This window comes from Phycisphaerae bacterium (genome assembly GCA_024102815.1).
In the GTDB taxonomy this organism is placed as follows: Bacteria; Planctomycetota; Phycisphaerae; order UBA1845; family UBA1845; genus JAGFJJ01.
The window spans coordinates 60494-86022 of the sequence record JAGFJJ010000078.1 but is presented as its reverse complement, the minus strand read 5'-3'; the positions used below and the strand labels follow the sequence as shown (position 1 = coordinate 86022).

Here is a 25529-nt window from a genome sequence, read left to right as displayed (position 1 = left end):
CGATTAAATACAAAGCGCCTCATTGTCGGGCGCTCACTCTCTAGCGCGCAATGGAGCGCGCGCCCATGCGCGTTATTATCTATGGAGGGCATCGTGTTGGCTGCCGGGCGAGGACCCCCGCCGCCATCTGTCCTCCGCATGGACTGATCGGCCGGCGATTTCCCTGAACAGCGGATGTCCGCCGTTCAAAGCGCCGACTATAATGCTGCTGTTGGAATGCTCGGGGGCGATCGGATTCGACCGGGCGTGAGAAGGAATCGTGGCGTGCCGAGGTTGTCAGGGGGCCTCGTAAAACACCTGGCAAAACTGTAACTGGCAACACCTATGCCATGGCCGCCTAATTAGGCGGTGCGTTGCAGGTCTGACGCCCGCTAGGGCCTGCAGCGAAAACCAGTGGGCTAGCCGACCGGTGCCGCCTGATCGTCGGCCGGCGAACCAACATCAGGCTGGGGTCCGACGAAGCCTGTCGATCGGCGTCTGAGGACCCGAGAACCAAACGACCGACTACGCACGTAGAAGCGCTTCTGGAACCGTCGCGGGACGGGGGTTCGATTCCCCCCGCCTCCATTTGTAAGTCCTTATTTGACAATGACTTAAGGTGTCAAGATAGGGAGTACACGCAGAGTACACGCAAATCGGGGGTTGTCGTCAGGCTCATTTCGCTTCGAGCAGGCGGTCGTCGAGGCCGCTGTCGAACTTGGCGTACTCGTCGTGGAACGCATCAAGATCCAGGCCACGATAGTGGTCGTGGATGCCGTCCGCGGCGTGTCCCATCGCAAGCTTGGACACCTCACGGCGAATCTTGCTCACGTGCGCCCGCGTCCGGTGGTAGTGGCGAAGCCAGTGCCAGCGGATGGCCGACGTCTTAACGTCACGCTCGCGCTTGGTAACAACCAGGACTCCAGCTTCCACCGCATACGCCTTGAGTCGATCAAGCGTCTTGTTCTGGGCGATCTGGTTTCCGGCTGAGTTCATGAACACCCAGTCGGAAGCGTCGCCCAATCCCATCGACCCGATGACCCTGGCCATGCGATCGGTAACATGCACCGGCCGCCGGCTGGCTCGCGTCTTCGGCACCCAGAAGCCCTCGGCCGTTAGGCACCGCTTGCGAAGCTCCTTCCGCACGCGCTTAAGATCCGGCTTCTTGATGTCTAGCAGGATCTCGCGACGGACCAGGTTGATGTCGCCGACCTGGAGGAACTGAAGCTCCTGGAATCGGAACCCTCCCTCGCAAACGAACACTACCAAGTTCGCGATCTGCCGATCGTCATTGGCTACCGCCTTCTCGACAATGGCGTTGACCTGATCCGGATAGATCGTCGGCGGGGGAACCGACCGGGACGGCAACTTGTCGAGCACCGCCTGTCTGCCCGTGGCCGCTGGGTTCTTACCTTTGACAGCGCCACGCTTGAACGCCGCAAAGCCCCAGAAGTTATGCACCGCCGTGATGTAGTGATTGGCGGTGGCCGGGCTTGTCCCTCGTTCGTCACGCAGGTATCGCTGGAACCTCGCAAGCAATCCCGGCGTGATATCCTGCACGTTCAGCAGTCCCTTGCGCGCCATCCAGGTTGCCAGCAACCCGAGACGACCTTGGATGTTCTTGCGGTGATCGTGCGTTCGCCCGAGTTCGCCCAGGTAAGCCACGAAGTCATCGATCAACGGCTTCAACGGAAACCGGACTTCGGCCTCGCTGGCGAGTTCCGGGAACCGCTTCCGCGTAAAGAGCTGTTCGTTCTTCTTCGCGGCGACGATCCTTGCAAGGGCAACATCCGTCTCGCGCGTGCTCGCCCACCTTTCGACTCGGGACGAGTTCGCGTTCGGATGGGCTTCGTCCTTAAATGTCCGCTCCGTCCAGTACATCCACCAGTACGGGCTCCGTGTCGTGAGGACCAGCGATACGCTGCCCACTCGCTCGGTTTTGAGCCTTTTGCTTGGTGGTTTCTTCTCCTTTCTCGCCATGCCTCATCTCCTTTCCGCGGAGTTGCGAGGCTTACGGCGAAACTCGACCTGACCACTCTTGATCCCGTTCAACCAGCGCATCAACTCGGCCTTCCGGTGGTACCACCGGTTGCCGAGCCTGAAGCACGGGATCAAAGTGTAGTCTCGCTCCTGGCACCAGTCCACGATGGTCTTGGGCGACTTGCCGAGGACGGCGGCGAGTTCTGCAGAGGAGCAAGGATCCATCAGGTCGGCGAGTTCGACGCGGGTGGCGTCCAGATCCGTCGCGTTTGAATCCGCAACACGCGATGTTCCGCCTGCCCGGTGTCTGATCGAGGCCGACTCCGTTGATCGGTCGTTCACGGGCAGAGCTCCGGTCGCGTGGCTTGGCCGAGTGGTCGTTCGCCGTTCACGTCCCAGCCTCTTCCGATTCCCGGAGGATCAAGAACTCATAGGCGCGGGAGACGACGACGGCGAGCTTGGGCAGCTCGTCCGGACGAAGATAGCTCGTGGTCTTCCACTGTCCGTCCCGATCGTCGCGGTAGCGCTTTTGGATTCGGATGCTGTACGACGCAGATTGCCGGCCGGATGGCGGCGCAGCGTCGGTCCAAATCGTGGCGACGATCGTCCCCGCTCGAAACTCCTTGATGGGTGGCTTCCCTTGGCTCATGTTCTGGTACCTCCGACTCGGCTCTCGACTAACTCAACTTCGGCTTCGCTGGAAACCGGCGTTGCCACGGCCTGCTCGCACGGGTCGTCAAAAACTCGGTGCTTCCACAACGCGGACAGCACTGCGGTCGCCGGTCGCAAAACCACTTGGCGGTGCAGTAACGGCAGGCGCAGTAGAAGCTCTTCGCGGTTCGTTTGGGCACGGGCTTCAACGTCTTCCAAGTCGACTTTGTGGTTGGCACAGGACACAGCGGTGGCAGCGCGTAGCACGTTCGTGACGCGGTGATTCGCCATCTCTCATTTCGCCGGTCCACGAAGGTCCAGCTTTCCGTTGTTGCTCGGTTCTTGGGACGGCACTACGGCCGGTTTGCGTCTCGTTCGCCGTCGCTTCTGCCCTGTCCCCTGGAAATCCGGGTCATTGGCCATGAAGCGGCGAGCCATCTCCCGGAGCAGTTTAGCTTCGGTGACGGTGGCGCCGTAGGCTTCCTTGTAGAACGCCTGGTAGCGGCGCAGGTTCTGGGTCAGCTCGTGGTCGGCCTCGACCGTAAAGCGTGTGACCTCGGTGATGTGAAACGGCGGCAGAGCGATGTTCGTTTTCATTATTGTCCTCCTACCATATCAACACGCTCTAGCGTCGAGTGATTACGGGTTCGTACGGGGCGAGCTCGATATCTTTGTTGACGAGCACGTTGAATGGCGTGCCCGCGCGGACGATGATCGTGGGCTGGCGATCGAGCTTGCGATCGACCACGCGTTGTCCGACGCGCGAGGCGTCCTGAGCAACGGTCTCGGCGACAACCGAGAGTTCGCGGCTGTTGCGATCGACACCGGCGGCAAGATTTCCGCCGAGTGCGATGAGCGTGGAGAGCATGGTGGCGCCGACCAGCTGCTCGGCGTGCCAATCCACGCGGTCGGCCATGCCGGCGACACCGGCAGCGTCGGTTCCGGGCATGGCTTCCAACACGATGGAGTATCCGTTCGGTAGGATGAGCCGTTGCCACGCGATGAGCGCGCGGTCGTGGCCATTGAGGACCTCGCTGTTGTAGCGGCCGATGAGTCGAGAGCCCTGTGGGATGAGCAGATACCTGCCGGTCACCGTGTCGTAGAGGTTGACGGTCACCTGGCCGATGACATCGCCGGGCAAGTCGCTGTTGATTGGCGTGACGAGGGCGGCGGGGATGATTGTTCCGGCCTTGATTTCATACGGCGAACGGGGTGGTAGAAAGGGTGATCGGACATACGGCTGGACGTGGGTGGCATCGCCGAAAAACTCTCGCTGGCGGGCGTCGTACGGAAGCTCGCGTTGATGCTCCCAGTTGGGTGCTGCGGGAACGTCGGCGAAGTCTCGATTACTATTCGAGCCGCTGCCCGATGCCGCATCGGGACGCATGGGATTCACGCTCGGAAACTGAATCGGCGAATTGAGGGCCGCCTCCTGCTCGCGACGAAGGGCTTCAAGCTGCTTGAGTAGCTCAGGATCGATGGGAGGCGGCTCCGGCGCCTTCTCTTCCTTCGGAGGCTCGGGTTCGGGTGGCGGCGCGGGCGGCGCGATCGTGAAAGTGTAGTCAGTGGGCAGTTTGCCAACGACGCCTCTTTCGAGCGCGTCGTCCGGGAGTCGCAGGCGGGCGCGTTCGCGCTCCTCTTGCCTTATTTGCTCTGCGTAGCGGCTGAACAGGCCCAGGATCATCCGACCGCCAAAGAGCAGGCCGACGCCGAGGAAGATGAGGGCCAGGGCCGTCCGGTTCAGCCGTCGCACGCCGGGGCGTGGCGAATAGGCCCGGAGAACCTGATCAGCGGGGCGCTTTGGAGTCGGGTCTGAGTGCTCTTCCATGAATGATTACTTCCTCGTGTAGTTGATTCGCGGATATTGCTTGTAGGCGTTGGGTCGAGGTCGAACCCGCTCGATGACCACGCGTTGGCTGCCGATGCGCAGAGCGGCACGATCGAAGAGCCGATCGACGACGTAGTAGTTCGATTCCGTTCGGTAGTTGACCATCCGTGCCATTCCGTCAGGGTCGAGTAGATAGAGGGGCGGCCGCTCGTGATCGTCGATGGACGGGTCGAACTCCACGTAGACACGGTGCCCATCGTCGTAGACAGCCTGCGGAGCCCACGGGGGAAGCCCGCCGCGCGGCGCTTTCAAAGAATAGAGGTAGTTGCGTACCCCGTTCTTGCGGGCCGTGGGTTGCCGTTCGCGTGACACGCTTTCAGCGTGAATGACCGTCGGAGAGCTGGGATACGTCCACTCGACCGCCGAGTGGTACGTTTGTTCCTGGCTTCTCAGATCGATGAGATAGATTCGCTCGTTTGTGGCGATGACCAGATTGGTTTGCAGGAGCGGGAATCGGGGCTTGATCAACACCGATACGCGTCCGGCGACGGATACGTGATCGTCTGATGACAGTCCGTTGACGCGGGAATCGGCATCGCCGGCGGCGACGGTGTCGATCAACCAGCGGCTGGTGTCTCCTGCGGCGAGGTGTTTCAACTCTTCGCCTGGTCGAAGATAGAGCATGGTGACGAATCCGGGGGCGGTGATGACTTCGTAGACGGCGCCCGGAACGAAGTCGTACACCTGTACAGCGTTGATGAAGTGCTTTTCGGATGGGTGCTGCGTGGCACTGTTGCGAGCGCCCTCGATGATCTCCGACGCCGGAGGCGCCGTGACTTGGGGATCTGAGGTCGAGGGCGCCGGCGTGGGAAGCGGACGGCGCAGGGGAATCTCCGGCTTTTCGCCTGACGTTTGATCGGTGAGAACGGGCGCGGCCGCAGGCAAAGCGGCCGGACGCGGCCTGTTGGCGTTCTCAAGTTCCATGGCATAGGGGCTTCGGTACGGGGTCACGTTGTCGTATGGCGACCGCGGTGAAAAAAGCACGCAGCCTGCCGTCGCGCAAAGCACGGTTGTGATGGCAAGTAACTTAGTCGTTCGATTCATCGTCAATCTCCGTATGTTCGATGCCGGGCAGTGGCGCGATGGGGCCGGCGTCAGCGATCACCGGGTCGGTGAACTCCTTGCTCCAACTGAAAGCGACGACGTAGATGCCTAGCGGGTTGCGGAACACCTCCGCCTCATCTCGCGGTGGCATCACCTCGATCTCAAACAGGCCGGTGTAACTCTGCGGCCGTTGGGGGACGCCGCCGACGTAGCTCGTCTCCAGCCACCGAACCTGATAGGTGCGACGGCTCTTCTGAAGCACATTGCTGATGGACACGGTGCGGGCCAACGGCCGTCCCTCGACGGTGCCGATCGGCGGATCGGCCGTCGCGTACGCGTTCATGGTGCTGATCGCCTCGGCAGCGAGGAACCCGTAGGCCTTCTTCCAGTTCTCGCGCACCACGACCGGATCGAGTGGTCTGGTACGTACGAGCGTAACCACTTGACCCACGAAGTAGCCGGCCTGGGCCGATCTAGGCTCGTACTTTTGGTCCAGCAATGTGATGCGGGCAGGCTGCTTGAGGCCGTCGAGTTCGATGACGTAGGTTTTGACTTCCTTGTTGGCGCTGACGTGCACCAGTCCCGCGGCCAGAGCGATGACACCAACGAGCGAGAGAATGGCCACGACGCGCCAGTGCAAGGCCTGAACGCGGGCCGTTCCGATGCGGTTGTCCCATTCGCGGCGGGCCCGGTCGTACGGAGACAGCGTCGCGGGTTCGTCGCGCCGGACGCCGTAGCTGGTCTGGCGTTTGAAGGTGCTCATGGGGTCTCCTTGTCCGGCTTGACGGCGGGAAGTTCAATTTTCGGCGACTCGGATTGCGCCGTTGGTTTTTCTTCGGTGCGTGATCGCATGGCCGACGCGGCTTTCACTGCGCCGAGCTTGGCGGCGCTAGCGGCGTGTCGCACGACATTGAAACTCTGTCTGGCGGCGAGGGCGCCGGCGAGCACCGTCCCGCTTAAGGCGACGCCGGCGTCCAGCGCTCCCAGCCGCGGTGTACCCGTGGCCAGATCGGTCGCCAGCCGCGAGGCGGTGAGAGCGAGGGCCAACAGGACAATGGTTCCCAAGGCAATATCCAGCGCCACGCGGACGGTGACCTGTTGGGGATCGATTTGCAGTCGGCCGAAAAGTGATTCGCCCAGGCCGACGACCAGGGTGAGCAACATGAAGCGTACCCCGGCGGTGACCACCCAGCCGAGCGGCCGTTCGGCGATGAAGGTCGTGTGCGTCATCAAGCTGAAAGGGAGAAGTACGAAGGCTACCAAGGTGCCGAGCTTGAACGTGAGGATGGCCATGACCATTTGAACGGCAATGAAGAAGAACGCCACAATAACCACCAGGGCGGCCAGTGTAAGAAGAAGGATCTCGGGAAAGTTCTCAAAAAAACCCACCGGCCCGGAAAGGTCGCTGACGGCTTGCATCATCGGCGTGGCGGTTACGAGGCCGCGGTCGGCGATGGCACCCGGGTTGAGCAGAATGTCGGCGTGTACACGGCCCCCACCGGCTTTGGCTCCCAAGAGTATGAAGGTGTGGGCAAAGGCGTCGGCAAGCTGCGACCAGTTCTGGATAATCCAGGCGAAGATGCCGACGTAGAGCGCCTTGCGGATGATGGGGACGAGGACCTGATCATCGCTGAACGCCCAGAACAAGCCCGCGATCACGATGTTGAGAATCAACAGTGTGTTGAACAGCCAGGAGACGTCGTCGCCGATCAACCCAAAGCCGGAGTCGATGGCGTCGAGATACTGTTGAAGCGTTTCGTTGATGGCGGTCATGGTTGAAGTTGTCCTCGTTACCTCGACCCGGAACGGTTGAACAAGGTGCCCACGGTCAGACTGGAACGTTGTGCGCTCGGGCCGGTCGGCCAGTCACGCATCAAGGCATCGCGGCGCTGGCGATGGAACGCGGCCTGAGCCTGCCGATGCGCGTCTGCTTCCAGCTCGGTGCGCGTCTGGGCGATTTCGAGTGCTTGGAGGTTCTGCATTTGAGCGGTCAACGTCGCCAGGGTCTCGTTGCTGGCCTGGAGCACGGCGGTCTGACCGGGCGCCGCGTTGGAACGCTCGACGTATTTGCTGACACGCGCCTGCGTGCCGGGCATCTCCGAGACGGTGCGGGCGTGAAGGGCCTGGGTCTGAAGGACTCCCGCCCGCTGCGACTCCAGCCAACGTTGCCTGAGCGCTTCCACGGCCTCGGCGTCGAGCCCGGCGTAGGCTGGCGCGTCGATGGGATACTGGCCGGCGAGATCGACTACAGCGGCGGCGACGTTCTCGCGGATGGCACTCATGGATGCCAGAAGTTCTTCGAGCCGCGAGAACCGCCAGTTTTTCAGCATTTGGTACTGATTGCGAATCTGCTGATCCAACCGGGTGAGGATTTCGAGGGTGTGCAGCACCTGGTCGACGTTGGCCCCGAAGTTGGTAGGGTCGAACACGATATCCGCGGCCTTGCTCGTGCGGGCCGCAAGCACTGCGACCAGGGCCGTCGCCAGGAGCGCGATTTTACGTAGTCGATAAGCAGAACGATGTCTGTTCATTGTACGATCCCTCGTCAAAACGGGCTCCGCACCGGCTTGGGCTGCTCGGCGCTGTCGGCGATCCAGTCGATCATCAAGTCACGACGTCTGGCCTGTTGGTACGCGGCCTCTGATTGCCGTTGTGCGAGGCGGTCCGCATGCCGCATGGCCCGAAGCGAGCGGATGGCGAGAAGCTTGTCGACCTCGCCGGAATACAAAGCGAGCAGTTCTTCGTGGGCCTGGGCAACGGCAACCTGGCCGGGCGGTTTGCCGCTCGGGGCGCCGATGCCGTTGGAGGCCTCGACGATCACCGCAACGCGATTCTGCGTCGGTTGCATCTGATCGTGCACGTGCTGCACCACGTCACGTTCGTGAAGTAGTTGTTGTCGCTGCAAGGCGTTCCATTCGGGACGTTTCACATCGAGCCAGGCGGGCGTGGTGGTCGGAAAACCGATGGGGTATCGCGGTTCAATCGATCCGCCGGCGCCTTCGCTCAAATGATCGTGAAACGTCTGCCCGGCGAGGGTCAAGGCCTCGGCGACGCTGGCTCGCAGATGGGCGAGCATCAACCGGTGCTGGCGGATTTGCTCGCTGGCCTGCTCGATCTGTCGCAGCAAGGCCACAACTTGCTGCACGTTCTTGGCGAAGTTGGCGGGGTCGAAGATGATGTCGCCGAAGCCGACAACCATGGTCGGAGTAGCGGTGACCAACGAGCCGACGACAAGGAAAACAAGCACCTTGCGCCGTCTTGCTGATCGCGATGAGTTCCGAACGGCAGGATCAGCCATTGCTTTGTTCTCCGACGGCGGGTTGCTTGGTGCCGAACTCGTCAAGGTAGGCCGAGGCGAAACCCTCCGCTCCGTGTTGTTCAATCAGGCGGGGAACGGCGGCCAGTACGCCGGGCGCGCCGCCCCCGCAGAAGGCCAGAGCTACTTTGCCCAACCCGAGTTGGAACAACCGGTTACCCACCGGGCTCTGGTAGTAGTAATCACGCTTGGGTATCGCGCTTCCCAGAATGGCGATCTGGCGGTCGTTGAGCCCAAAGGAGCGGTAGAGGTCCCGCGTGCTGGGTTCCATGGCGCTGGCGTTTGGGAGGAATATCCGCGTGGGGCAGCTCTCCATGATGGCCGCGGCGATGGGCGAGCCGGCGATGTCCGCAAGGCTCTGGGTAGCGAAGAGGACGGCGACGTTCTTCTTTCGCAGTGTCTTGAGCCACTCGCGGATTTTGGCGGCGAAGGTCGAGTTGCCCAGGAAGAGCCATGCCTCGTCGAGGATGAGCAAGGTCGGTCGAGGCGCTTCCTGTCCCGTTTGAGTACTCTGGTACATGGCTCCAAAACGCCGTTCGAGCCGGTGAAAGATGTTGGTAAGCACCGGCACGAGGGCCGGACTGTGCATCAAGCCTTCCATCTCAAACGACTGCCACGTGCTGTCGCTAAGAGAGTCGTGATCGGCGTCGAGGAGGTTGCCGTAGGGGCCTTCGAGTGTGTAACTGCGTAACGCCTGGCGGAGGGCGTCGCTTTGCACCTGGGCCGTCAGCGTGGTCAGCGTGCGGTGAGGGACCGTCATCGCCGTGGCCATGTTGGACAGCGCCGACCAGAGCTGCTCCTTGAGTGCCGGCGTCATCGTCATGCCCTCGACGGTCAGCACGTCGATGAGCCAGCCGTGGGCCCAGGTCAGTTCGCCATCGGCGTCGAGGGTCCCCAACGGTTGGAAGCTGATCGTGGGGGCGTCGGCGGACAGGTCATAGAATTGGCCGCCCATCGCCAGCGTCATGGGCTGACAGCTTCTTCCCTTGTCGAAGAAGAACACTTGAGCACCCGGATAACGCAAAAACTGACCGGCCAGAAAGCACAACAGCGTGGACTTACCGCTGCCTGTCGGTCCGACCACCATCGCATGACCCACGTCACCCTGGTGCAGGTTCAGCCGAAATGGCGTCGAGCCGGTGGTGTGCACCACGGCCAGCGGCGGGCCGTCCAGATGTTCGTTGCGCGCCTCGCCCGACCAGACACTGGAGAGCGGGATCAGGTCGCAGAGACTCAGTGACGACAGGATTGGACGGCGAACATCCGCGTACGCATGGCCGGGCAGGCTGCCGAGCCACGCCTGGACCGCGTTGAAATCCTCCACCTTGGACACCAGCCCGACGCCGTCGCACACCCGTTGAATCGCCTGAGCGTTTCTCTCGGCCGCTCGCTCGTCTTCGTCCCACGTGGTGACAGTCAGCGTGAAGTGTCCGAACGAGCAGCAGTCGGCTCCGAGCGCTTCGAGGGCTTCGGTAAGCTCCTGAGATTTGTTGAGCGCGTCGGTGTCGGTCAGTTCGCTCTCGGTCTTGGTGATGAATTCCTTGAGCAGCGTGACCACGTCCTTGCGACGGGCGAACCAATGGCGGCGGAGCCGTTTGAGTTCTCGTTCGGCGGCGTCCTTGTTCATGGGCAGGTAGCGGGCACACCACCGGTACTCGATGGGCAGGTGATTTAGACCGTCGAGCAGGCACGGGATGGTCTTGTCCACGAAAGCGCGGATGGACACGGTCTTCAGGAAGTGCCGGCCAAGACTTGGACTCAATCCGCCGGTCAGCGCGGAGTCGGTCAGGAATTCATCGAGGTAGGATGGCGTCTCCGGAGACCGCACGGACACGCGACGCTCTGAAACACAATCGTGCAGGTAGCTCAGTGTTTCGTTGTCGTCGAGACGGTGGACCTCGGGCATGAACGTGGTCAGGATGTTCAGGATCTGCGTCACCTGCCGTTCAAAGAACTCCGCTTGACGGCGATAGAACGAGTCGCCTTGTTCCTGGCGATCGCCGGGTGAGGTGATCAAAGCATCGGTGGCACGGCGGACCCGGTCTTCCGGTGGCAGGTACGTGAAGGTAAGAAAGTGCGTCGACTCGAATCCGGGTGAAGCCGCCAGTGTCGATTGACGTTCGTCTTCGATTCGCTGGGCGATCGGATGTGGAAACGAGCCGGGTTCGGCGTCCTGGGCACGTCGCCGCGCGGCTTCGATGTGTACACACCAGCCGGAGCCGAGGCGGCGGAGCGCGTTGTTCATCCGCGCCCGCAACGCCATGCGCTCGTGGGGCGTCACGCTGTCCACGTCCGGGCCACGGAACCGGATCGTGGTCTGGAGGCTCCCGTCCTTGTTGAGCATGACGCCCGAGTTGATGAGCGCCGCCCACGGCAGATGGTCGGACAGTCGTTGCGGATGGCGCCGATATTCGCGAAGGTTCAACATTGCAAGACCCTTACCAATCGAGGAACGTGGGTTGCTTCAAGTGGGCTTGGAACACGGGCAGCCAATACGCGTCGCGGCGAGTCAGCGCGGCGCAGAGAGAATAGAGCGCAAGGCCCGAAACAATCCCCAGCCACCACATGCGAAGTCCCAAGATAATCACAAGCGTGATGACCAGTGCCAGGATTCCCAACTCGCGTGGCAACCCGAAAAACAGGGGCGGCTGAGTAGCGGCCAGGTACAATGGCAGTTCGTATCCCTCGATATGCTTGTCGGCGGTCATGTCAGAACGTGGCTCCGGATACTCCGAACAACGTCAACGCTATACTCACCGCAGCCGCGGCGATGGCCCCGCCGAGAAGCAGGCCGAACGCGCGGCGCAGGACCGGGCCTTCGGACCACATCACGGCGAATCCGAGGGCCACGATGGCCAAGACGAGCACGCCCTGCATCACCGGCCCGGTGAAGCTCACCACAAGCTTCTGGAGAGCGCTCTCCCAGGGCAGACCGCTGCCACCACCGCTCGTGTTGGCATGGGCTGGCGCCGTGACGAACAACAGAGTGATTGCCGCCGTGAAGATGGCGTTCAGTCGCCGCGAGGCTGATACTCGTCGATGCATTGTGTTGTCCGTTGGCAAGATTGGTCTCCTTTCGTCTGATATAAACCCAGTACGGCACGGCGCGATTACATTCCCAGGTCTTCGAATTCGTATTCGCCGTTAGTTCCAAGGGATGGGCGGGTGACGCCGGTGACGCGGCGCCCCGCGGGGTGGTGTTCATCCCGCTGGATGAAAACGATCAGGCCGATGGCCCGGGCGATGGTGCGCCGCGGGACCGTGACGGCGACCTCGCCGATGAGTTCCTCCAACCGCTCAAGTACGTGATGCGGCCCGTTCGCGTGGATCGTGCACAGGCCGCCGGGATGGCCCGTGCCCCACGCCTTGATCATGGTCAGGGCCTCCGATCCGCGAACCTCCCCGATCACGATTCGGCCGGGAAAGAGCCGAAGGGTAGCGCGGAGCAGTTCCTCCATGGACGTGCCTGCGGGTGCTGTGGACGCGACCAGCTCAACACGATCAGGTGCTGGGCATTGCAGCTCACGCGTGTCTTCGATGAGCACGACGCGGTCACGACAGAAGGACGGCTCGGCCAGGCAGGCGTTGGCGAACGTTGTCTTTCCTGACCCGGTGGCGCCTGCAATGAGCAGGTTTTCGCGTCGTTCGATGGCGTCACGAAGCGCCTGTGCGGCCCGTTGGGAGAGAATCTCATCGTGAACGAAGTCGTCGAAGCTGAGCACGAACCTCGCGGGTTTACGAATGGCGAAGACGGGACCCTGCGAGATCGGCGGTAGCATGCCCTGAAACCTGGCGTTGGTTCCGGGCAGCACGCCGGACACCGTTGGGTGCTCTCGTGTGGCTTCCGTACCCATGTGCGACGCCACGAGTCGGATAAAAGACTCGGCGCTGCCTACTGACAGCTCGCCGACTCTGCTGCGTCCCCTGCCGTGCGCTTCGCACCAGAGCGTGCCGTCGGCGTTGAGCATGATGTCCGTGACTTTCGGATCTTGCAGGAGCCGATCGATGATCGGTCCGTGGGCGTGAATCAGGCTGGCGTGCCGGCGGACCTGACTCGCCGATTGGGCTTCGACGGGCATCGAGGGTTTTTCCTCACGGATTTCCGGCACTGGGCACCTCCGTGTCGTTGAGGATGGACACGCCCTGGCCGGCGTTGACGTTCACTTGTTCGACCAGCCGCACGAACCGCAGGCGCCCGCTGAGCGAAGCCGCAGCGCGCTCCTGGTCAGGAATCGCGGGTGTGTGGTTGAAGTACGCTCGGGCGAGCTGGGCAACCAGCTCTCGCGTAAGGAACAACTCCCGGCCCAAGGCACGTTCGAGCGTTTCCATCCGCGACAGCAACCGGTTTGACAGGTTGTGAACTTTGGTTTCGACGGACTCTTCGGGCGGCGGCAAGAGGGTCTGCCCGGCCGCTTCAGCGATGATCACGGACACCGGCGTGCCGTTGCGGAGAGAGGCCTTCCTCGCCGCGCTGGCCACTTCCGGCCGCAGACGCACCGTCATCTGCACCTTTTCATACTTGCCTGTCACGTGCCGTTGGTCTCCAGCTTGGCGGTTCATAGGCCGTATATGTCTCCCTCGCCCATGGCAGGCGGCTCGTCCCGTTCCGCTGGTATCACCGCCGATGCCGGCACCCATTCGTCGTCGGCCGCAGCGTCGAAGGTCTCCTCGCTGGCGATGCGCGGACCCTTGGCCCGCTCGCTGAGCCAATCGTGCGGAACGCCCGCATCGGGGCCGGCGGCCGCGTTTCGCGGGGCGTCCACGGTGGATGAATCAGGTGGCGGGAGGATAAGACGTTTGAACTCACGGTCTGCGTAGTACCGCACCCTCGCCGCTCGCATCGGCGGATGCCCGGTGACGAACACAAGCTGCTCGTGGCTGGGCAGCTTGCGCACGTCCCCGGGTTGCAGGAGAGGCCGAAGCTGTTCGCTCTGCTGGACGGTTTCGGGAATGAAACGCAGCCAGCGCTTGTGCCCGTAGCTTTCGCGGTACTCCACCGCGGCGCCGGTCATCTTGCTCACTCTTTCAGCCGTGAGCGTGTCCGCGCAGGCGAACACCGAAATCACGTGGCAGTTGTCGAGGATCGTCTGGTACGGACCGTACTTTTCGACGATGTCGTTGAACGACTGCACGATGATGTGCGCCTTGAGCCCGTATCCGGCCATGTTTCGCAGGTTTGCGGTGAAGAACTCCATCCGGCCCAGCGACGCGAACTCATCCTGTTCGAGAAGCAGGCGGTGGCGCTTGGGCCTGCCGCGGTTGTCGGTGTCGAGGTGCTCCATCAAGGCGCGACAAGTCTGATTCAATAGAACGCGCATGAGGGGTCGAAGGCGCGGAAGGTCCGAGGGAGGCGGCTGGAGATAAAGAGTGACGGGGTGCTCGGCGCAGACCAGGTCCCCCAGCAGAAAGTCCGAAACGGAGACGTTCCGGCAGATAATCTCGTCGGCGTACAGGGCTAGGTGGCCCAGGGCCGTCGCCCGGACACCGGCCGCGAACCGCGGCGCCTGCCCCAGAAGTTCGGATGCGACGCGGGCCACTTCCGGGTGCGGCTCGGGCAAACGTGTTGTCGGGTTCAGACGGTGGGGCAATTCAATCATGTCCCGGAACGCCTTGGGCCACCGGAGAAGCGATTCACGAACCACGCCGAGGTGCTTGCGCTGATCGGGTTCGGTGTAGTTGACGTGGAGGACCAACGCGACGAGGAGTTGGGCGGCGTGCTGGTCCCAGATGTCGAGCTGCTCCTTTGACCCGTCCGGATTGACTAGCATCTCGACGATGTTCTGCGCGTCACGGATTTCATTGGGCCCCTTGCGGATTTCCAGCAGCGGGTTGTAGCGGGCACTTTCCGGATCGGTGGGATTGAATCGGAGGCAGTGTGAGAACCGGGAGCGGAATCCGGCCGTGGCATCCCACAGTTCGCCCTTGATGTCGTATACCACAGCGCTTCCCGGCCAAGTGAGCAGGGTCGGGATGACGTGACCGACGCCCTTGCCGGATCGGCTGGCCCCGACTACCAGTTGATGTTCCGGGCCGTCGTAGGTGAGCAGGCGGCCGCGGAATCGACCCACGACGGTGCCGCTGCGTTTCAGCAAGCCCGCTCGACGGAAGTCTTGAAGATTGGCCCAGTGGTCCGCACCCATCGGACGAACCGCCGGTCGACGCGTTCGGAGCACGAGAACCAGGGCTGCTCCGAACAGGGCGTGAAGGACCACGATTCCGAGCGCGCGTTGAAACACCGTCGGCGCCGCGTCGGCAAGATGCCTGTACCACGCAAGCAGCGACCAGGGCGCGTAGACCCTCCTCCCGAAGATGGTGACGTGCGGGCCGAGAGGAACGCCGCGAAGTTGCACGGCCGTCCACTGCGTGGCCAGGGTCAATCCGACCGACAGCGTGAGCACGTAGATAGCCATGATCCGGATGCGCTTCATCGTTCCATTCCGAACGGCTTGGTTGACCGTCCACCGCGGTCAAGCTCGATCCGGGTGAACTTGGGAGCGACCGATCGGGCGATCACGCGCTGTCCTTTCTCCGCCCACGGGGCCCGGGAGACCGGCGCGGCGAAAACCGAACCCTCAGTTTCGATCAACGCGAAACTGCCGCGATGCTGGTACATCATGCCGCGATAAACTCCGGTCACGGCTTGCCCATCCCGCACGTACTCAACGCCTTTTCCGAGCTTCTGATTACAGTTCTGCGCGAATTCCTTGTGCTCGAAGGCGACAAGCCGGGAAACGGCCGCCTGAAGGTAGGCGATTGCCTTGGCCTCGCGACCGCCACCACGCTTGGCGTACCCATGCTCAACGAGCCAGTCGCTGCGCCTGGCAACAGCATTTTGGACCTGGGCGTTGTGAACGATGTCGTTGGTGGGAACGGCCTTGGACGACTGGATGCGGAAGATCTGGCGGTCGAGCCAGGTCCAGGCGTGGGCCTCCACCTGCTCATTCAAGGCGTGCGCCGCGACGAGTCGCACGTCCGGCCACCGATTGCGCCGGGCGGTGAACTTCTCCAGCTTGTGCCGGTCTACGGCGAAGGCGTTCTCGGAGGCACGAACGACGCCGGAATCCGCCCGTTTGGACAGATTCGTGACGTTGAAACTGAATGCGCGGAGGTGTCGATCGACTTGTTGCTCGCCGGCCTGGGGGTGTTTCGCTTGCAGCCACTTACGATGACGGCCGGTGGAGTAATGACCGTCGCCGGAGAACTCGGCGACGCGGACAACTTCGCGAGCGATACGCCAGCGTCGGTGCGCACTACGACCGACTTCCAGTACTCCGCCTACGCGTGCCGCCTCCAGGGCATCGCTGGCCCAAAGGCGTACGTAGTGGGGCGTGCCCGCGCGATCTTCGAGGACGACGAAGCGCTCGTCGTTGAGTTCATTTGTCGGACCCTTGGCTATGACTACGCCGCGAATCGCGGGCTGCGCCTCGTCGGACAGTTGTTGGTCGCTGACGGCGCGTCGCACCTGCGGGGCGATCGGCGCCGCGGCCTGCCCCATGGCTGCGTAAAGGTTCTTAATGATGTCCTGGCGTGCGCCCAATTCGTTGAGCTGCTTTTGGAAATCAGGTACCAGACGCCACACGGGCGGACGGCCCAAGAAAGTGCGTTTCTCGGGAGGGAGCTCTTGCGCTAAGCCGGCCTGTCCAAGGAACTTCAGGCGTTCGGCCAGCAACTCGCGGGTGATCAGTGCGTAGCGACTGAGTTTCACCTCTTTCATGTCGATTTTGAGGCCATCTGCAACTGGTTGGGCGACGCGGGCGAGCGCACCGTCGATGCTGGTCCAGCGCTCGGCACGGACCTCGTTGGCCACGGCAATCTGGGCTTCTTCGCGGGTCCGTTCGCCTAGCCATTCGGTGGCCACCTCGGCGGCTCGCTGCCGGATACCGTGCGAGATGTACTGCCGCGAAATGACCAGGTCGGCTCCGTCCTGCGCCTTGCCGCGAATAAGCAAATGGGTGTGTGGGTTGTCGGTGTTGGTGTGGTTGACGGCCAGCCATTGCAAGGGTCCCAGATCGCCTTCCACGCGAACCATGACCTCACGCGCGTAGGCCTTCAGGTCGGCCAACGAACGTGCGTTTTCGGGAGAGAGAATGACTCGGAAATGGTGCCGATCCGGTGACCACGACTTCGTCTCCGTTTTCGCATCGAGTTCATCCCGCTTGGCGTCGTAGAAACGGCCGCTGCCTACGTCGCGGGTGACCGCTTCGCGGCTGAGATAGCGCACGTGACGGGTGATGGATGCGCGCCCTTTTTGCGCGGACTGGTGACGCACGATGTGCGTCTTGACCACGACGCGCTGTGGACGTGCGTAATGCTCGAACGATGTTGAACCACGAGATGCCGATGATCTCCCACCGGCGGCAGAACCGGCGCCTTTTCCATGCGGGCCATGAAACCGGTCGCGGCGCTGACCGCCGCCAAGCCCCGGCCGGGCAATTCGTTCGGGTACCTCGTCATTGTTCGGTTTTCGCGGCATGAGTCTCTCCAACTTCTGTATCCAGCGCGAGTTATGTGCGCAGAGAGTCTGGCGACTCCGCGGGAGTCTCTTTAATCACTGCAACAACAAGGAGTTATGGCCGGGCGGAGTCCCGGCTTTTATCTTGCCTTCCGAATTTCCTGCATCCTCTTCCTCATAAAACTGATTTGCATCGAAAACACTTAATCAAGGATTTCCGCCGGCGTGCGTTGACTCCACGACGTCTGCAATCCCCTCGACGTCGGCGTTCCAGGTCCACAACGGCTTACGCACGGCGATGATGTCCGCACGTCGAATCGGGCCGTAGTAGCGGCTGTCGAATGAATTCGGCACCCGCGCGGAGAACACGAAAAACTCGCCGGGCTGCAACACGCGACGGGCACGCCAAACCGGCAACGGTCGCCCCTCCGAGTCAACGGTGAAGATCTGTGCGAGTCGCCGGTCGTTGATGAGGAGCCAATCGCCGGTCGTGTCGATGTGGTCACCTGGCTCGGCGGCAATCGGCTTGAGGATGATTCGATGACGTGCGTGGCGGCCGTCGTCCATCATGTGGGGAGGGATTTGAAACTCCACCAGTCGCCCTGCCGATGGCTCGTCGTCAATCTCGACGTACAGCCCCAGGGGCACGCTCGGTGAAAGGTTCAGGACGATGAACCGCGTCTGCGACGCGTACCAGAGCACTAAGGCCATGCACGAGGCCGTCACGATGGCTGTCCTGACGGCCGATCGCCCGTTCCTCACCATGTCGCCCGACGGTGCGAATTTCGAGGGGAGATCTAGCTTGCGACGCATGTTCATGATTCTTCCATCAACTTCCGCAGGCGCTTCCGAGCGCGGCACAAACGCGCCAGAACGGCCCCCCGGGTGGTATCCATAAGACTCGCCACTTCCGCGGTCCTCAGCCCGAGGAAGTAGTGCATGGCGAGGACGGTCTGATCATCCTTGGGAAGCGCAACGAAGCAGCGCCGCAAGGCCGCCAGGTCGGGATCATGACCGTCAAGACCACGGTTCATTCGTGTCTCCCCAAGTTGCGCTTGCCAGTGACGAAACCACGATCGGGCGCCTTTTGCGGTTGGCGTTGATTGCCCGGCTCATGGCGGTGTCCTTCAGCCATTTGAAGAGCTTGCAGTCGGTTGCGAAAAGCTCCGTCCCGCTGGCAAGACGGGCCATCGCTTCCTGGATGGCGTCGTCGCACTCCGCCCGAAGGGACGAACCGCACAGCCGCCTTTGAAGCCACTTGGTGAGGCACGGGCGGCACTCGTTGTCGAGGCGACGAAACGCGTGGCGGTCTCCACCACGGTGGTCTACGAGCAAGCTGGCGAGCTGCTCGCTCTCGCGAACTTCAGGCGATGCCGGCACGCCCACGAATCGGTTTTCGTGCATGGAATCACCTGCGTTCTTGACAGCGCCGCGGGCGTTGCATTGCTGAACGATTTGGGCGTGCGCCGTTGACACTTATTGCCTCTTACTTGTCGGACAGGGGCCAATGCGCTGGACGACGGCCGCCTGGGCGGCCCACGAGAGTCGCTTGAATGGACAGTGCAGACTGCGCCGGTTCCCCACCGAGATTGTCAGCATAGGAAACCCATCGGACTTCGGTTGCCACGACGGGCGGACGCCGGGCACTGCGTCGAGAAGGAGAGTCGAAAGCAGGCTATCTTTGATGTCGTAGAAACGGCGTTGGGTTTTCGTGTCGGCCGCGAACGCCTTGGCCACGAGGTTGGCCAGGTGTAGGAGTTCGGCGGCAAGGTCGAGGAGGCCGCAGGCGCTGGCCTCGGGCTGCTCCCACCGCTCATTTTGGGGCGTACTTGCGTCAACGGAACCGCCGTTGGATCGACCTCGATTGGCACCGCTGTTTTGGGTGTGGGCAACTTGGATCATGGTTTCGTTTCTCCGCATTCAGAAGCTTTGGTTGACATGGCCGCCTGTGGTTTCGATCATTCCTGATTGACCGGGGGCCACGGCTTTGCCGCGGACCCGCGTCCGAGTCTTCGCGGTTGAAGCGTTTGGCCGGGAAAACAGCGCAAAGATTTCCGGTGCGGCGGGGTCGCGGAGATAAGGTCTTGTGAGGCACTAAGTTACAATCGCCGGTGAGCCGTTCGGCCAAGCGGCGTACGGCATGACTTAGTGAATCGCCAAGGCGGGGTTGTTGAAGGAGGATCCGCCATCATCACGAACCTCGTGGATCGTGCTCTTCAAGGAGACGCCGCGGCCGAGGACTCGCTTCGCGTCGTGGTCTACGATTTGATCCGAGAGATCGCTTCGTACCACGGTAATCGAGAGCGCAAAGGGCACACCTTTCAGCCCACCGCAATCGCCCACGAGATCTGGATGAGGCTGGAGAAGATGGACATGGCTCCGGTCCTGGCGTGCAAAAACACGCCGGCGACCAAGGCGTACATCGGGGCCATGATCCGCAGCTTCCTCGTTAATTGCGCGCGCCAGCGGAAAGCGCGACTAAAGGCGGAACAGGGCCATCAACGTGAACTAGCCGAGCCCGACATCCAACTGGACCTTTCCGCCTTTGCCCCCGGTGCTGAAGCCGTTAGCGCCGATGTCTTCGTTGATGCCGTGGAGCGACTTGCTGAGTTCGACGCGGAGGCGGCGCGAGCGTTCGAGTTGCGCGTGTTCGGAGCGCTTAAGTGGCAGGAAGTCGCCGAAATGATGCAGTGCGCGGTCCGCACCGCCCAACTCGCCCACAAGCGGGCCCGGATGTTTCTGGCAAGAGAGATCCGAAGGAGCATCAAGCCGTGAGCACCAGCCACGAGCTGCACCATCGGGCTATTCCCGTGGTCAACCGCGTTCTTGAGCTGAGTCGCGAGAGGCAGAGCGTAGTCGTTGCGGAAGCCTGCGGTGACGACGATGAACTTGCCGGATACGTGCGCAGCCTGCTCAGGGAGCGCGATAACCTCTCACCGACGGATGACAACGTTAATGTTCTCGAGTTGGTGACTCTCTCGGATGGCGATGACGTGTTGCCGGAGCGACTCGGCAACTACGGAATTCACGGCCGCCTCGGTGCGGGTGGAATGGGTGTTGTCTACCTGGCTGAGCAGGCGAATCCGCGGCGCCTCGTCGCCCTCAAGGTCCTGCGCAGCCGTGGGATGCGGCGAAACATCCTGCAGCGGGAGGTGGAGACTCTCGCCCGACTCCGGCACCCCGGTATAGCCCAGATTTACGAAGCGGGCATCGCATCGACGCCTGAAGGTCCGAGGCCTTTTTTCGCGATGGAGTTCGTGTCCTCCACCGGCGATACGCAGGCGGCGGAATCAGCTGCCGCCGGCCGAAACCTCTTGGACTACGCGTCGCAATCGCCAACCTGGATGATTCGAGACCGACTTGAGATCGTAGCGCAGGTGTGCGACGCCGTAGACTACGCCCACAAGCGCGGCATCATCCATCGCGATCTGAAACCGGCGAACATCTTGGTCGACCATCTCGGACAGCCGAAGGTCATTGACTTCGGAATTGCCATGCTCGCCGGACGCGAGGGAGGCGACGCCCTGGACGCCGCGGCGTTTGCGGGCACGTTGCCGTACATGAGCCCCGAGCAACTCAGCGGCGATGCCGGCAGGATCGACCTGCGAAGCGACGTTTATGCGATTGGTGTCGTGGCGTATCAGATTCTGGCGGGATCACTCCCGTTTGCGGGACTCACCGGCGAGACGAGCACGGACGTCCGCATTCTGAAGCAACGTGAGGCGACGCCTCTTTCCGAACACGCCGCCAAGGTGGGCCGGGATGTCGAGGCCATCGTGGCCAAGGCGATGGCGGAGGTACTCGAGCAGCGCTATCAGACGGCGGGTGACCTGGGGGCCGATCTGCGTCGCGCGATCACGAAGAAACCGGTGATCGCGAGGCCAAACACGCTCGTATACCGAACCCAGTGTCTGATTCGCCGAAGACCCATCATCACTTCGGCCAGCCTCATCGCAGTCATCACCATCGCCGCCGCGATCTTCAGCGCATACCGCCAAAACGCCGGCGCCCGGAACGCGCTTAGCCTGCTGTTGCGAGGGATCGAAGAGGTTGACCCGATTTCGAGCGACGGTACGCCGGCCACCCTCGACAAGATGGTTGCGAGCATCAGTAGCGAATTGGATGAACTCACCGCATTGCACCCGGACTTTGCTGGACGAATCCACGTTGTGCTGGGTTCGTGGCTCATACGGAACGGTTCTGGCGGCGCCGATGCGATCAGCCACTACCGAAAGGGCGCTGAGTATTTCGAGCAGCAATATGGCGAAATGCACAAGCGTACCCTTGGAGCCAAGAACAACCTGGGCATGGCACTGAGCAAATATGGACAGCCGGACGAAGCGGTACCGATCTATACGGCGTTGATTCCGCTGCGCGAACGCTCCGGCGATACCAACGGCGCTCTCGTCACCAGGGGCAACCTCGCAGTGGCGCTTCTGCGCCTCGGGGATCTCGAGGGCGCGATGGAGCAACTCGATGCAGTGTTCCAAGGCTTCCTGGCATTGGGCAACAGGTACGAGGCCTTGAAGGCACGGGGCTGGCAAACAAGAGTTCTAATGGAAGCTGGATACCTCGCAGAGGCGGAGGCGATCCAACGAGAGGTGCTCCAACGAGCGGAGGCGGAAAAACCCGTTCTCAGCGATATTTCGTTGGCAGTGTTGGATCAGCTCACTAGCAACTTGATTGGTCAAAAGAAATGGGCCGCAGCAAAGGTTGAGTTAGCGCGAATGATGCGCGTGCTCGACATGCATACGGCCCCGGACTACAAGCTGCGCCGTGTGTGTCTTCAGAGAACGGTCCAGGTACAATCGGAACTTGGCGACACGGCTGGTCGGAATGCCGCGCGAAAAGACCTTGACATCTGGGAGGCCAAATATGGAAGCGCTCAGTGACGTACAACAGGAGACGTCAAATCGAAGCTGGGCTTCGTATCTCGGCTTGGTGATTCTCGGTTTGGTCCTTGCCGAGTTGGTGGCCCATGTTTTTGTCTGGACGTACGTGGCAAGTGAATTTGAACGGCGAAACAGCACAGCCCAGGTCGCTGCCATCTGCGTACTGGGAGGCCTCACGTTCGTATTTTCCATAGCGTGCTGTTGTCCGTCCGAGCCTCGTTGCAACGCGGCGTTCTGGGGGCGCACATGGCGGCGACTAACTGTCATTCTGATAGGAACGGTACTGCTGGCGGTCTCGCCACAGGTGCTGGTATTCAATGTAATCAATTGGAGCAATATCGCGTGGCGGGCTCTCGTCGTTGCGCCGCTGTGTGTGGTGCTGCTTGCAGGTTGCTGGATCCTCTTTGTTGCCCGCTCCCGGGCCAGTCAGGAACTCAGGTTCGTGGCGGTCTTCGCCGGAATCGGGATAGGCTACGCACTCCTCGGAGAATTCGGGAGTATTTGGCCGCTGCTGGCAATGAGCGCCGTCACGTGGGGCTACATATGGCGGATCAGTCGCAGTCAAGATGAGCAACCCGCAGGGGGCGCCGTTTGGTGGCTCGGCGCCGGCGTGGCCGCGCTGGTACTCGTGCACGTTTTCTTTACTGACTGGCCGTTCGGCTGGGTGGTGGCCTTGCTGTTCACGCTCGGAATCCCTTGCATTTTGATCGCCAGGATGATCATTGAACCCCCGGAAGTCCCCATGTTGGCGCCGAGCGACGAAGGGGCCGTGCCAGCCCTTCCGCGACGGAGAAGCAGGTTCGGCCGTGTGGCGAGTTCGGACGAGCTGTTGTTACTGGGCTGGATCGTAGTGGTGTTTTGGTTATGTTGTTGGACGCAACCTGAGAGGCTCGATGTTGGCGCGCCGCCCAGCGTATCTATGATGCCTGAACCGATTGAGCCCACCCCGGATCTGGCATTTGGTGGAGACAGCTTGTCGGAGGCCGCTGCTCTCTATTCCGCGGAATGGGATCGCTACAATGCGGTGCAGTTCGAGAACGGGATTCGCAGTTCAGTGCATTACTTGATGGAGCAACAATACAGGGAAATGGAGCAAGAAGCGGAGTCATGGAACGCCGTGGTCGGACCGGAAGTGACGGCACGGCAAGTGATCAAATCAACGAGCATGTTGGCCATTATCGGCTTCAGTTGGCTCCATTCGCGACGGGCCAGTCGGAAGAAGAATGGCTTGCCAGACGAAGCCATCATCAACAGCGGCGTTGCGCCTATGCAACGTGCTTAAGCTTCCGTCGCGCACAGATGGCGATAGGACGCCCGGTATTGGGGCCGACTGGGGCGGTCTTCATGCGGTGACGAGGCGGCGAATCGATGGCACCGCGCTGAGCGGCGTCGGGTCAAAATCCTGGTCGCGTTCGATGCGAAGCCCGCACGGTCCTCGGATGCCTTCAAGCTCGGCGAGCGATGAGTAGCCCCACTCGGTTTCGAAGCCCTCGACTATACCAAAGAGCAGGTCATCCCCATCGAATTCGGTGACGTACCAGGTCCAGTTGGTCCATGGGGTGAACAACCTCGCCTGGATGATGGGATCCGGGTCGTTCTGCGTGGCGTAGATGGTTGGTAGTCGATGACGGATTTCGTCGATCAGTAGTTTCATGGTTTCTCCTCCTGGTTAAGGGGCCGCCGGGCGAACCCGGCGGCCGGCGGACTATTCAGCGTTTCGTTGTTCGAGGCACCACGTGTGGGCCAGGTCCGCGAGCTTGGCGACGGCCAGCAGGTCGTCGGGGCGGAAACTCGAAGTGTCTTTCCACTCCTTGCCATCGAGGTAGGAGCGGGTGAGGGTGACGTTGTACCACGCGCCTTTCTCGCCCTTGTTTTCCCAAACGGCTGCTCGGATTTTGCCGATTCGCGCTTCGTGTACGGGTTTGTTGTTGGCCATGTTTGTTTCTCCTTTTGTTGAGGTTTCACGTTCATTTGCCAAAGCTTGCTCTGGTGAACGTGAAACCGAAACGGAGAAACAAAGCCTCGTCACGGCGAATCAAATTGAGCCTTGCCGCCGGAGTGCAGAGCGAATGACACGGGCTTGTCCGTGGCGTGAGCGTTGCCGGCGGCACAACTCAATTCGCCGGACGGGGCGTGCATGGCCGTACAAACTGCGAAGCATGCGAATCGGGCATACCGCGGGCCGATTGGAGGTGAGAAAGGCACGTGGAAGACGTTTCCGTGCCTCGTACTGCGGCACGAGGGAACTTCGAGCAGGACCCGGTACGGACTGGCGCCGGGAGCGAGCGGTATGCGGGGACACGACATCGAACAGCGAAATGCCGAATAGTCCGGTGTGCAGGGCGGCCGGGTGCCCGTGGAAGCGTAACAGGAGAAGGAAGCCAGGAGACAATGCGCCCGCGATGAGACTAACGACGGCGTGAGCCGTCGTCGGTGGAACGGTCTACACGTCGGCCGTGGCGTCTTCGTCGTCGGAGATCGCGGCGAGGATTTTCGAGGCCGTTTTCTGGATGCGGTCGAGGGACTGGGACAGCGTGTCCTTGTCACCCGCGTAGAGCTGGATGTAATCGGATGACGCGGTGTTGGTGTCCAGGCCGATGGCATGGGACACGACAAACGCTACCGCTTCGGCTTCGGTTTCGCGAACCGTTTTCGAGCCGCGAACGGCGCCTTCGCCGTGGTGCAGGAACTCGTGGGCCAGTTCATGTGCCAACGTAGAGAACGTCTCGGCCGGTGATAGGTCGTCGCGCAGGACGATCCCACCACCACAGGAATAGCCGTGTGCGGAACCGATGTGGGCGGAATACTCGACGACGATACCGGAATCGGCGGCGAATCTCTTCAGTTTATCGGTGAATCCGGCTGGGTCGCCGTTGACGGTGGCATGCTCGGGGAGCGCTTCGCCTTCGGTCTGCGACACATCGAAGACGTGGACGACACGAAAGCGGAGAAGTTTGTCGGGCTCGTCAGGGGTGGAAGTCTCCGGTGGTGACTCGTCGGCACGGTTCTTGAGGAACATCGGCGCGAAGATCAGGATGCCTTTTTCGCCGTGCTTTACCTGTCGCCCGAGTTGCTGCCATTTGCGGTAGCCGGCCACATGGGTCGCGTCCGGTCGTTGGGATGCGATGAGCATGATGTTTCCGAAGCTGTAGCGGTGGAATCTGGCTATCGTTGCGAGGTAGGCGACGAGTGTTTGACTCTTGCCCTGTTCGAGGGCGCCTGCAAGGTCGTTCAACGCTCCGTCGATGAGGCTCTTCGCCTGACGCCGTTTCTCCGCTGCTCGGTTCGTGGATTCGATTTGTTGTGCCATCTTTGGTTCCTCCTTCA

27 protein-coding genes and 1 other RNA gene are annotated in these 25529 nt (G+C 61.8%); 4 read left to right on the top strand and 24 right to left on the bottom strand.

What is annotated here, in order from left to right; translation table 11 throughout:
• The first annotated feature begins 222 nt into the window (after positions 1 to 222).
• Positions 223 to 570, top strand: a transfer-messenger RNA (tmRNA) gene (ssrA, locus tag J5J06_20145).
• Positions 571 to 654: 84 nt separating this feature from the next.
• On the opposite strand, the gene J5J06_20140 is transcribed toward ssrA, so the two are convergent.
• The 21 genes from J5J06_20140 to J5J06_20040 form a co-directional block, all read right to left on the bottom strand.
• Positions 655 to 1959 carry a tyrosine-type recombinase/integrase gene (locus J5J06_20140; protein MCO6439407.1) on the bottom strand — a complete coding sequence of 435 codons (1305 nt, stop codon included), beginning with the start codon at positions 1957 to 1959 and terminating at the stop codon, positions 655 to 657.
• Between the two features lie 3 nt (positions 1960 to 1962).
• Complete coding sequence (locus J5J06_20135; protein ID MCO6439406.1) at positions 1963 to 2301, bottom strand: helix-turn-helix domain-containing protein; 339 nt, start codon at positions 2299 to 2301, stop codon at positions 1963 to 1965.
• A 46-nt stretch (positions 2302 to 2347) separates the two neighbouring features.
• Positions 2348 to 2608 carry a hypothetical protein gene (locus J5J06_20130; protein MCO6439405.1) on the bottom strand — a complete coding sequence of 87 codons (261 nt, stop codon included), beginning with the start codon at positions 2606 to 2608 and terminating at the stop codon, positions 2348 to 2350.
• A gap of 296 nt (positions 2609 to 2904) precedes the next feature.
• The gene (locus J5J06_20125; GenBank protein ID MCO6439404.1) at positions 2905 to 3207 is read right to left on the bottom strand and encodes a DUF2274 domain-containing protein; all 303 of its coding nucleotides are present in this window, start codon (positions 3205 to 3207) and stop codon (positions 2905 to 2907) included.
• A gap of 28 nt (positions 3208 to 3235) precedes the next feature.
• Positions 3236 to 4438 (bottom strand): hypothetical protein, encoded by a 1203-nt coding sequence (locus J5J06_20120; protein ID MCO6439403.1) that lies wholly within the window; start codon positions 4436 to 4438, stop codon positions 3236 to 3238.
• Between the two features lie 6 nt (positions 4439 to 4444).
• Positions 4445 to 5542, bottom strand: coding sequence for a TrbG/VirB9 family P-type conjugative transfer protein (locus tag J5J06_20115; GenBank protein ID MCO6439402.1), 1098 nt, complete (start codon positions 5540 to 5542; stop codon positions 4445 to 4447).
• Positions 5526 to 6305 carry a conjugal transfer protein TrbF gene (locus tag J5J06_20110; protein ID MCO6439401.1) on the bottom strand — a complete coding sequence of 260 codons (780 nt, stop codon included), beginning with the start codon at positions 6303 to 6305 and terminating at the stop codon, positions 5526 to 5528. Before J5J06_20110 ends, J5J06_20115 begins: the two co-directional genes overlap by 17 nt.
• Positions 6302 to 7315 (bottom strand): P-type conjugative transfer protein TrbL, encoded by a 1014-nt coding sequence (trbL, locus tag J5J06_20105; protein ID MCO6439400.1) that lies wholly within the window; start codon positions 7313 to 7315, stop codon positions 6302 to 6304. The genes J5J06_20110 and trbL overlap by 4 nt, the downstream gene beginning before the upstream one ends.
• Before the next feature lie 17 nt (positions 7316 to 7332).
• On the bottom strand, positions 7333 to 8007 hold the full coding sequence (locus J5J06_20100) for a hypothetical protein (GenBank protein ID MCO6439399.1): 675 nt from the start codon (positions 8005 to 8007) through the stop codon (positions 7333 to 7335).
• Between the two features lie 80 nt (positions 8008 to 8087).
• Positions 8088 to 8840 carry a hypothetical protein gene (locus tag J5J06_20095; protein ID MCO6439398.1) on the bottom strand — a complete coding sequence of 251 codons (753 nt, stop codon included), beginning with the start codon at positions 8838 to 8840 and terminating at the stop codon, positions 8088 to 8090.
• On the bottom strand, positions 8833 to 11286 hold the full coding sequence (locus J5J06_20090) for a conjugal transfer protein TrbE (GenBank protein MCO6439397.1): 2454 nt from the start codon (positions 11284 to 11286) through the stop codon (positions 8833 to 8835). The genes J5J06_20095 and J5J06_20090 overlap by 8 nt, the downstream gene beginning before the upstream one ends.
• A 10-nt stretch (positions 11287 to 11296) precedes the next feature.
• Entirely contained in the window at positions 11297 to 11566 is a 270-nt protein-coding gene (locus J5J06_20085) for a VirB3 family type IV secretion system protein (protein ID MCO6439396.1), read from the bottom strand.
• A 1-nt stretch (position 11567) separates the two neighbouring features.
• Entirely contained in the window at positions 11568 to 11903 is a 336-nt protein-coding gene (locus tag J5J06_20080) for a TrbC/VirB2 family protein (GenBank protein ID MCO6439395.1), read from the bottom strand.
• Positions 11904 to 11968: 65 nt separating this feature from the next.
• On the bottom strand, positions 11969 to 12937 hold the full coding sequence (gene trbB, locus J5J06_20075; protein ID MCO6439394.1) for a P-type conjugative transfer ATPase TrbB: 969 nt from the start codon (positions 12935 to 12937) through the stop codon (positions 11969 to 11971).
• A gap of 13 nt (positions 12938 to 12950) precedes the next feature.
• The gene (locus J5J06_20070; GenBank protein ID MCO6439393.1) at positions 12951 to 13388 is read right to left on the bottom strand and encodes a hypothetical protein; all 438 of its coding nucleotides are present in this window, start codon (positions 13386 to 13388) and stop codon (positions 12951 to 12953) included.
• Positions 13389 to 13414: 26 nt separating this feature from the next.
• A complete protein-coding gene (locus tag J5J06_20065; GenBank protein MCO6439392.1) occupies positions 13415 to 15286 on the bottom strand; it encodes a type IV secretory system conjugative DNA transfer family protein in 1872 nt (623 codons plus the stop codon).
• A complete protein-coding gene (locus tag J5J06_20060; GenBank protein MCO6439391.1) occupies positions 15283 to 17331 on the bottom strand; it encodes a DUF3363 domain-containing protein in 2049 nt (682 codons plus the stop codon). Before J5J06_20060 ends, J5J06_20065 begins: the two co-directional genes overlap by 4 nt.
• Before the next feature lie 186 nt (positions 17332 to 17517).
• Entirely contained in the window at positions 17518 to 18123 is a 606-nt protein-coding gene (locus J5J06_20055) for a S26 family signal peptidase (protein MCO6439390.1), read from the bottom strand.
• Positions 18124 to 18125: 2 nt separating this feature from the next.
• Entirely contained in the window at positions 18126 to 18344 is a 219-nt protein-coding gene (locus J5J06_20050; GenBank protein MCO6439389.1) for a sigma-70 family RNA polymerase sigma factor, read from the bottom strand.
• Positions 18328 to 18714: a sigma-70 family RNA polymerase sigma factor gene (locus tag J5J06_20045; GenBank protein ID MCO6439388.1), complete on the bottom strand. Its 387-nt coding sequence runs from the start codon at positions 18712 to 18714 to the stop codon at positions 18328 to 18330. Before J5J06_20045 ends, J5J06_20050 begins: the two co-directional genes overlap by 17 nt.
• A 72-nt stretch (positions 18715 to 18786) precedes the next feature.
• Positions 18787 to 19212 carry a hypothetical protein gene (locus J5J06_20040; protein MCO6439387.1) on the bottom strand — a complete coding sequence of 142 codons (426 nt, stop codon included), beginning with the start codon at positions 19210 to 19212 and terminating at the stop codon, positions 18787 to 18789.
• Positions 19213 to 19458: 246 nt separating this feature from the next.
• Here J5J06_20040 and J5J06_20035 point away from each other — a divergent pair, with 246 nt between their 5' ends.
• From J5J06_20035 to J5J06_20025, 3 genes are read left to right on the top strand one after another with little or no spacing between them, the layout of a single operon-like run.
• Entirely contained in the window at positions 19459 to 20085 is a 627-nt protein-coding gene (locus tag J5J06_20035) for a hypothetical protein (GenBank protein MCO6439386.1), read from the top strand.
• On the top strand, positions 20082 to 22202 hold the full coding sequence (locus J5J06_20030; GenBank protein ID MCO6439385.1) for a serine/threonine protein kinase: 2121 nt from the start codon (positions 20082 to 20084) through the stop codon (positions 22200 to 22202). Before J5J06_20035 ends, J5J06_20030 begins: the two co-directional genes overlap by 4 nt.
• Positions 22186 to 23484: a hypothetical protein gene (locus J5J06_20025; protein ID MCO6439384.1), complete on the top strand. Its 1299-nt coding sequence runs from the start codon at positions 22186 to 22188 to the stop codon at positions 23482 to 23484. Before J5J06_20030 ends, J5J06_20025 begins: the two co-directional genes overlap by 17 nt.
• Before the next feature lie 60 nt (positions 23485 to 23544).
• On the opposite strand, the gene J5J06_20020 is transcribed toward J5J06_20025, so the two are convergent.
• The 3 genes from J5J06_20020 to J5J06_20010 all read right to left on the bottom strand — a co-directional run bounded on the left by J5J06_20020 (position 23545) and on the right by J5J06_20010 (position 25512).
• On the bottom strand, positions 23545 to 23856 hold the full coding sequence (locus J5J06_20020) for a DUF2958 domain-containing protein (GenBank protein MCO6439383.1): 312 nt from the start codon (positions 23854 to 23856) through the stop codon (positions 23545 to 23547).
• Positions 23857 to 23907: 51 nt separating this feature from the next.
• Positions 23908 to 24138, bottom strand: a complete 231-nt coding sequence (locus J5J06_20015) for a hypothetical protein (GenBank protein MCO6439382.1) — start codon at positions 24136 to 24138, stop codon at positions 23908 to 23910.
• A 507-nt stretch (positions 24139 to 24645) separates the two neighbouring features.
• A complete protein-coding gene (locus J5J06_20010; protein MCO6439381.1) occupies positions 24646 to 25512 on the bottom strand; it encodes an ImmA/IrrE family metallo-endopeptidase in 867 nt (288 codons plus the stop codon).
• Positions 25513 to 25529: the final 17 nt, after the last annotated feature.